Source organism: Streptomyces sp. AF1A (assembly GCF_047340315.1).
GTDB lineage: Bacteria > Actinomycetota > Actinomycetes > Streptomycetales > Streptomycetaceae > Streptomyces.
Genome location: NZ_JBLEBI010000036.1, coordinates 39,638 through 47,561, shown reverse-complemented (window position 1 = coordinate 47,561; position 7,924 = coordinate 39,638). Strand labels below are relative to the sequence as shown.

Genomic DNA, 7,924 nt, shown 5'->3' with positions numbered 1-7,924 from the left:
ACGGGCGGGTGGAGAAGCGGACGGGCTGAGGTGGATCGTGAAGCGGGTCGGCCGTAAGGCGACGGGTCCGGGTGGTGGCTCACTGGCGTGCAAGGGCCGGGGACCGGGGCAGGCCCGGTCGGGCAGCCACGCTTCCGGCGGCTGCTGGTCTCCGGACTCCGGGGTGCCGGATGGCTCCGGCGGATTTTTTTCGGCACTCGGGAACCAGGCACCGCCGCCGTTCGTACTCAAAGTGTGCGCCCGATCACGGAAAGCTACAGCACATCGCGCAGGACTCGGTCACGGATCAGGAGGGCGGCCCGCTTGCCAGGCAGGTCGACCTCGGCCGCGTACCGGAAGCCGGCGCTGAGGAACGCGGCGATGGAGGGGGTGTTGCGCAGATCGGGTTCCGCCAGGACGCGGGCGCAGGTGGTGCGGCGGTCGAGGACGAGGTCGGCCACGGCTCTGAGCAGTGTGGAGCCCAGTCCCCGTCCCCGGTCACCGGCATCGCCTACGAGCAAGTGGATCCCGGTGTCGTGGGGCCGGATCGGGTAGTGGCGGGCCAGTGGATCCAGGTCCGCCCGGTAGATCTCCCAATAGCTCATGGGGGTGCCGTCCAGTACTCCGAGACACGGCACGCTCCGCCCGTCGCCGTCCAGTTGGGTGCGCAGGTGGTCCTCCGTCCGGTGCGGAGGTCCGGCCAGCTCCCAGAACTCCGCGACGGCGGGGTCGTTCATCCAGCGGTGGACGACCGGCAGGTCTCGCTCGATATGCAGGGGCACCAACTGAAAGGAGCCGACGGGGGTGGCGACCGGCCCCCAGGCGTGGATGCGGTCGAGGAGATCGGCGGCCCCTCCGGCGAAGAGGCTGACGAACTGGGCGGGCAGGCGAAGGTCGAGCGTGTCCTCGCCGGATTCGGAATCGGCACCGAGGCCGGGCTCGACGGGGGTGGAGGCGGTGCCGGCGCTCGCGTCGGTGGGAGGCACGGTGCGCTCCTCTCTGTACTTACGAAGGCGCTTGTGAAGGCCCTGGTGATGGCGCTTACGAATGAAGGGGGTTGTGAATGGTGACGTACACGGACTGGGTGTCGACGGGGCCGACGAGTTCGTCGAGGCCGTGCAGGCGGGTCAGCAGGTTGGCCTTGCAGCGCAGGACGGGTGAGTCGAGCAGGAGACCGGGCAAGGAGGTGCGCAGCCGAGCGGGGCCCGAGACGAGTTCGGTGAGGAAACGGCGGAATGCCGCAAGGAGCAGTCGCTCGTCGGCAAGGCGCTGGGAGCCGAGGCCGCCGATCAGACCGAGCACGTTGTTGATGGCAAGGTAGTAGGCGAAGCGTTCGTCGGTGACCTCGTCGGAGACGAAGGTGTCGCTGCGCTCGCCGATACCGGGCAGCAGGGCGTCGAGGTCGGCGCGCCGGGACGCGCGGAAGTAGTAGCCCTGGTTGTCACGGTAGCGGCCGCCTACGGGCCAGCCGTCGCCGTCCAGCAGGACCAGTGTGTTCTGCTGGTGGGCTTCCAGGGCGATGCCGGCCTCGCTGTCCAGCCAGAGCACGGGACGGACGACCTGCTGCAGGTAGCGCAGGAACCACTCCGCCGCGACGGCTCCGACGGGCCGGCCGGAGCGCGCCGCGAGCCGCGCCACGAGCCGGGCCAAGCGGGACCGCTCGAACCAAGCGTGCTGATCGGCGGAGGAGCCCTGGACCGGCTCGACGACGGGCTGTGGCGACACCAGCGCGGCGACGCAGCCGACGTCCTCGGCCGGGGCGAACGGGTTGTGCCTGATCATCACGTCGAGCCCGGGCACCGGTCGGCCGTCCGGGTCGTCGACGGCGAGCCACGCGGGATCACGCACGATGTCGAAGCCGGGGTGTGCGGCCTGCCACTGCTTGGACAGCCCGGCGCGCAGCAGTCGGTGCACCTCGACGCCGCGCCGGAGTTCCTTGCGGAGGTTCTCGCGGCGGGAGTTGGTGATGCGCAGGCCCAGCGACAGCTTGAGCATCGCGGGGGCGCCGGATCGGTGCACGGTGCGTACGGAGGAGGTGGGGTGCCAGGCTGGGCCGTGGGTGCCCAGGTCCCTCAGGAGCCCGGCGTCGAGCAGGGCGGCGACGGCCTCGCGGTGCCGTACCTCTCGGGCCTGCCAGGGGTGCAGTGGCAGGGCGGTGTATCCGTCGGGCAGGGGCAGTGCGGTCCCGGCGAGACGCCGGATGAGGTGATCGGCGGGGACGGGCCGGCCGCGCTCGGTCCAGGCCGAGTCGGTCGCGAGCAGAGAGGGGGCGACAGCCATCCAGTGCAGGGGGAAGGAGCCGTGCAGCTCCGGGGAGTAGAGACGCGCCTCTGAGTCGGTCAGGCCTTCCCGGCTCTTGGGAGTCGGGTGCAGGGGGTGGCCGAGGAGAAGGGACTGTTCGGCGCCGAGGAAGCGGTCCGGGCCGTCGGCGGGGTATTCGCGCCGCGCGCGGATGAAGGTGGTGGTCCGACGCAGCGAGTCGGCCACCCAGGCCGCGAGGCCGCCGTCGTCGCCCTGACCGTGAGGTTCGTCGCTGGTCTCCGGGGTGCGGTCGGTGCGGCCCCCGGTGCCGGGGCTCTCCCTGGCGAGCAGCGCCGCGAGGGTGACGGCGTCGACGGGAGGGGCGGTCTCGGGCGCGTCGGCGAACCGGGGCGGACCGAAGCGGTGCCAGCCCGTCGGGGACCAGTAGCGGACCGGAGTGATCAGGCAGGTGCCGCTGGCGGGCAGCGGGATCCGAAGCGTGCCGGTCGTGGGGGCGGGGAGGTCGGTCTCGCGTGCCCAGCACCGCAGGAGGTTCTCCACGGCGGCCGCCTCGGCCGCGGTGCGGGGATCGGGATGGTCCAGCGAGTCGGCGCCGGCCCGGGTTCGCCGGGTGAGGTCCGCGTTCCGTCTCCTCTGCGGCGGGACCGACTCGGCGAACGGCACCGGAGCCCCGGAGTCTCCCGGTTCGTCGGGGGCACCGGAACGGCCGTCGGGAGTGGGGGTGGCGTTCATGACGGCTCCTCGCGCTGGGCTGGGATGAGTGCGGGGTCTCTCTGTCGTCTGCTCGCACGCCGCTTCCCGGTCGGCGGCGGTCGCCTCGGATTGCGCGGCGCCGACGCGGGAGGGCGGGTGCGGGGGCGATGGCTGTCGGTCGGTCACGGGACGCCGTGTCGGCGTTCCTGGGTGAAAGGGGTGGTTGCTGTGGGCTTGGAGCGCGGCCCGAGGATGCTCGCCGGGTGCGGGAGCCGTGCGCGGCGGCGGCGGTGGTCAGCCGGCGCGCTGGGCGGGGCCGTGACGTCGTCGGTGGTGTGGGCCGTGCGCCTGCTGGTCGCGGTTCACCGCCGCCACCGCGTCGGCCAGGCGGTCCAGGACGGCCGCCGCCTGCTCGTCGCTGATCGTCAAGGGAGGAAGCAGCCGGACGACGGCCGCGTGGCGGCCGCCGAGTTCCACGATGAGCCCGCGCTGGAGACACTCGCGCTGGACGGCCGCGGCGAGTGCGGGCGCGGCGGGAAGCGGCGAGCGGGTCCTCTCCCACCCGGTAGGCGCCGCGTGTCCGTCGCCGGTGGCGGGCCCGGCGTCGGCAGCTTCGGCTTCTTCCGGGTCCACCAGTTCCACTCCGATCATCAGTCCCCGCCCCCGCACCTCCCCCACGCAATCGAACGCGCCGAGGTGCTCCCTGAGTTGGCCGAGCATGCGGGCGCCGAGCCGCCGCGCCCGGTCGGCGAGGCCGTTCTCCCGGACATGGGCGAGGGTGGCGGTGCCCGCGGCCATGGCGAGCTGGTTGCCGCGGAAGGTGCCGGCGTGGGCGCCGGGTTGCCAGACGTCGAGATCGTCGCGGTAGACGATCACCGCCAGCGGCAGGCTGCCGCCGATGGCCTTGGACAGGACCATGACGTCGGGGGTGATGCCGCTGTGCTCGACGGCCCAGAACGCGCCGGTCCGGCCGACGCCGGTCTGCACCTCGTCGGCGATCAGCGGGATGGACCGGTCCGCCGTGAGCTGCCGCATTCTGCGCAGCCAGTCGTCCGGAGCGGGGATCACTCCGCCCTCGCCCTGGACCGGTTCGAGGATCATCCCGGCGGGCAGCGGTACACCGGACTTGGGGTCGTCGAGGAGCGACGCGGTCCAGCGGGCGGCGAGTTCGGCGCCGGCCGGGCCGCCGACGCCGAAGGGGCAGCGGTAGTCCTGGGGATAGGGCAGGCGGGCGACCTGGACGTCGGGGGCGCCACCGGAGACGGCCAGCGCGCCGGCGGTCATGCCGTGGTAGGCGCCGGTGAAGGCGAGGATGCCGGTACGCCCGGTCGCGGCCCGGACCAGTTTGAGGGCGGCCTCGACGGCGTCGGTGCCGGCCGGTCCGCAGAACTGGACGCGGGCCCGGTCGGCGAGGCCGGGCGGGAGGGTGCGGAACAGCTCGGTGATGAAGGCGTCCTTGACGGGGGTCGCGAGGTCGAGGACGGAGAGGGGCGCGCCGGAGTCGAGGACCCTGCGCACGGCCTCCAGCACGACCGGGTGGTTGTGGCCGAGGGCGAGGGTCCCGGCACCGGAGAGGCAGTCCAGGTAGCGGCGCCCGTCGGCACCCTCGATGGTGAGTCCGCGCGCCCGGACGGGCACGATGGGCAGGGCCCGTGCATAGGTGCGCGCCGAGGACTCGCGCGCCGACTGGCGTCGCAGAATCCCCTCGTGCGCGGCAGGCGATTCCCCGCAGGCGCCTTCGGCCATCGACTCGGTAACGGTCACGGCTCGTTGTCCTCCCCGCTGGTGCACAGGCGAGTTGATCCACGGGGACCGGTTGCAGGCAGCGGCACCCCCACCGCCTACAACCGCGGACCGCGCATCGGGTTACGGCCTCGCTCCGGATCGTTGCCCCGACGGGAGCGTGCGCAAGGTGGTCGGCACAGGTGCGGGCGAGGACGACGCGGCAGGTCGGACAGCTCGTAGCGAAACCGTTGCCGTTCCATCGGAAGTCCCCCACCGCGAACGCATAGTGTGTGGTGCCGTTCCGAGAAGGTCGTGCGGTCGGCATGAACCCCCCATGGGTTCCCGGCCGATGGCACGGCCGAAGCGCCGAGTTCCTTTACCACAGGGGGAGTCAAGAGCATGCGATCCATACGGCCGTCGTTCACCGTTCGGCGAGGGAGGGGCGCCGGTGCCCGCCGCACCTCGTCCTCGCTGGCGGCGGTCGCCCTCGCCTCGGCGCTGGCGCTGACCGCCACCGCCTGCAACGGCGACGACCACGCCGACGGCACGCCGTCCGCCTCCGCGACCGTGGCGGGCCCCGGCGACGGAAAGATCCGTATCCCGGACGACCTCAAGAAGAGGCTCAAGGAGCACGGGATCGACCTCGACAAGTGGAAGCACGGCGAGTGGAAGAACTGGAACAGGCAGGACTGGCTGCGCGAGGCCAACGACTTCATCAACCCGATCATCAAGGGCCTGTGGGACCCGAACCGGATGCGCCACGCCAACGACCCCGCCAAGCACGTCGACGACAACGACATCTCCGGTGACCAGGGCGTGACGGACCCGGCCCCGCAGCCGGTGAAGGCGCGGGCGGTCGCACCGCCGTACCACACCAACGCGGCCACCTCGGGCAAGGTGTTCTTCGACTCCCCCCAGGGCCACATGGTGTGCTCCGGGACCGTCGTGGAGGACCCCGCGCACCCGGGCAAGTCGAACCTCGTCTGGACCGCGGGCCACTGCGTGCACGCAGGCAAGAGCGGCGGCTGGTACCGCAACCTCGCGTTCGTGCCGTCGTACAACAACGCCGGCAGATCGGCGGCCCAGCTGCAGAACGCCACCAGGTCCGACATCGCCCCCTACGGCGTGTGGTGGGCGGATGCCGCGCAGACCTCCCAGCAGTGGATCGACCAGGGCGGCGAGACCGGCGGCAACGGCGCCTCCTACGACTTCGCCGTCATCCATGTGACGCCGGAACAGGGCAACGGCGGCAAGTCGCTGGAGGAGACGGTCGGCGGGGCGCTGCCGGTGAACTTCGACGCGCCCGCGGTGCCCAAGGTGAACGCCATCACGGCGTCCGGTTACCCGGCGGCGGCTCCGTACGACGGCCAGCTGCTGTACCAGTGCCAGGACAAGCCCGGCCGGCTGTCGATCAGCCAGGCCGACCCGACGATGTACCGGATCGGGTGCACGATGACCGGTGGCTCCTCCGGCGGCGGTTGGGTGGAGACCGGCGCGGACGGCAAGCCGGCGCTGGTGTCCAACACGTCCATCGGCCCGGTGACGTCCGGCTGGCTGGCCGGTCCCCGGCTGGGTGACGTCGCCAAGGGCGTGTACCAGTCGGTCAGCAAGAAGTTCGCCGGGCGGTAGCACCGCGCCCACGGCATGAGGAAGGCCCGCCGCCCCGAGGGGCGGCGGGCCCCTTGTGCTGCTCGGGTGTCAGGCCGCGGAGACCGGCGCGTACGGCGCCAGGTCCGCCGCCAGCTCCTCGTGCACCCGGACCTTGAGCAGGGTGCCCTCCGCGGTGTGCTCCTCGGAGATCACCTCGCCCTCGGTGTGGGCCCGGGCGACGAGCTTGCCGTGGGTGTACGGCACCAGCGCCTCGATCTCGACCGCGGGGCGGGGCAGCTCGTTGTCGATCAGCGCGAGCAGTTCCTGGATGCCCTGGCCGGTGCGGGCCGAGACCGCGATGGACCGCTTCTCGATCCTGAGCAGCCGCTGCAGCACCAGCGGGTCGGCGGCGTCCGCCTTGTTGATCACGACGATCTCGGGCACGTCGGTGGCGCCCACGTCCCGGATCACCTCGCGCACGGCGGCGAGCTGCTCCTCCGGGGTCGGGTGCGAGCCGTCCACGACGTGCAGGATCAGGTCGGAGTCGCCGACCTCCTCCATGGTGGAGCGGAACGCCTCGACCAGGTGGTGGGGCAGGTGCCGGACGAAGCCGACGGTGTCCGCCAGCGTGTACAGCCGGCCGCTCGGGGTCTCCGCCCGGCGCACGGTCGGGTCCAGGGTCGCGAACAGCGCGTTCTCGACCAGGACGCCGGCGCCCGTGAGGCGGTTGAGCAGGGAGGACTTGCCGGCGTTGGTGTAGCCCGCGATGGCCACGGACGGCACCTTGTTGCGCCGGCGCTCCTGGCGCTTGATCTCGCGGCCGGTCTTCATGTCCGCGATCTCCCGGCGCATCTTCGCCATCTTCTCGCGGATCCGCCGCCGGTCCGTCTCGATCTTGGTCTCACCGGGGCCACGGGTGGCGAGGCCGCCGCCCTTGCCGCCGCCCATCTGGCGGGACAGCGACTGGCCCCAGCCTCGCAGCCTCGGCAGCATGTACTGCATCTGCGCGAGCGCGACCTGCGCCTTGCCCTCTCGGGACTTGGCGTGCTGGGCGAAGATGTCGAGGATCAGGGCCGTACGGTCGATGACCTTGACCTTGACGACGTCCTCGAGGTGGATCAGCTGGCCGGGGCTCAGCTCACCGTCGCAGATGACGGTGTCCGCGCCCGTCTCGATGACGATGTCACGCAGCTCTTCGGCCTTGCCTGAGCCGATGTAGGTGGCCGCGTCGGGCTTGTCGCGGCGCTGGATGACGCCGTCGAGCACGAGCGCCCCCGCGGTCTCGGCGAGGGCGGCCAGCTCCGCGAGGGAGTTCTCGGCGTCCTGCACGGTCCCGGAGGTCCACACCCCGACGAGCACGACCCGCTCCAGGCGGAGCTGTCGGTACTCGACCTCGGTGACGTCCTCCAGCTCGGTGGACAGGCCCGCCACGCGACGCAGGGCCGCGCGCTCGGAGCGGTCGAACTGGTCGCCGTCCCGCTCGCCGTCGATCTCGTGGCTCCAGGCGACGTCCTCTTCCATCAGGGCATCGGCCCGAAGCCCCTCCGGGTAGGCGTGCGCGAGGCGCTTGGTGTCCTGGGAAGGGGAAGAAGAGGAGGTCATTGGGTCCTTAACGTCGATGGGAGCGCCGCTGTGGCTTGGGTACGGCGGTCGGTCGTCCGCCTCTAAGGTCAAC

General features: G+C 72.1%; 5 protein-coding genes. 1 reads left to right on the top strand and 4 read right to left on the bottom strand.

The window, feature by feature from the left end; genetic code table 11:
• Positions 1–254: 254 nt before the first annotated feature.
• From ACLU3S_RS13920 to ACLU3S_RS13910, 3 genes are all read right to left on the bottom strand, one after another.
• Entirely contained in the window at positions 255–965 is a 711-nt protein-coding gene (locus ACLU3S_RS13920) for a GNAT family N-acetyltransferase (protein WP_413952116.1), read from the bottom strand.
• Between the two features lie 55 nt (positions 966–1,020).
• Positions 1,021–2,973: an IucA/IucC family protein gene (locus ACLU3S_RS13915; protein ID WP_413952115.1), complete on the bottom strand. Its 1,953-nt coding sequence runs from the start codon at positions 2,971–2,973 to the stop codon at positions 1,021–1,023.
• A gap of 255 nt (positions 2,974–3,228) precedes the next feature.
• Positions 3,229–4,680, bottom strand: coding sequence for a diaminobutyrate--2-oxoglutarate transaminase family protein (locus tag ACLU3S_RS13910; RefSeq protein WP_413952120.1), 1,452 nt, complete (start codon positions 4,678–4,680; stop codon positions 3,229–3,231).
• 378 nt (positions 4,681–5,058) lie between these two features.
• Between ACLU3S_RS13910 and ACLU3S_RS13905 the strand changes: the two genes are divergently transcribed.
• Entirely contained in the window at positions 5,059–6,288 is a 1,230-nt protein-coding gene (locus ACLU3S_RS13905; RefSeq protein WP_413952114.1) for a trypsin-like serine peptidase, read from the top strand.
• 69 nt (positions 6,289–6,357) lie between these two features.
• On the opposite strand, the gene hflX is transcribed toward ACLU3S_RS13905, so the two are convergent.
• Positions 6,358–7,851, bottom strand: coding sequence for a GTPase HflX (gene hflX, locus ACLU3S_RS13900; RefSeq protein ID WP_413952113.1), 1,494 nt, complete (start codon positions 7,849–7,851; stop codon positions 6,358–6,360).
• Between the last annotated feature and the right edge of the window lie 73 nt (positions 7,852–7,924).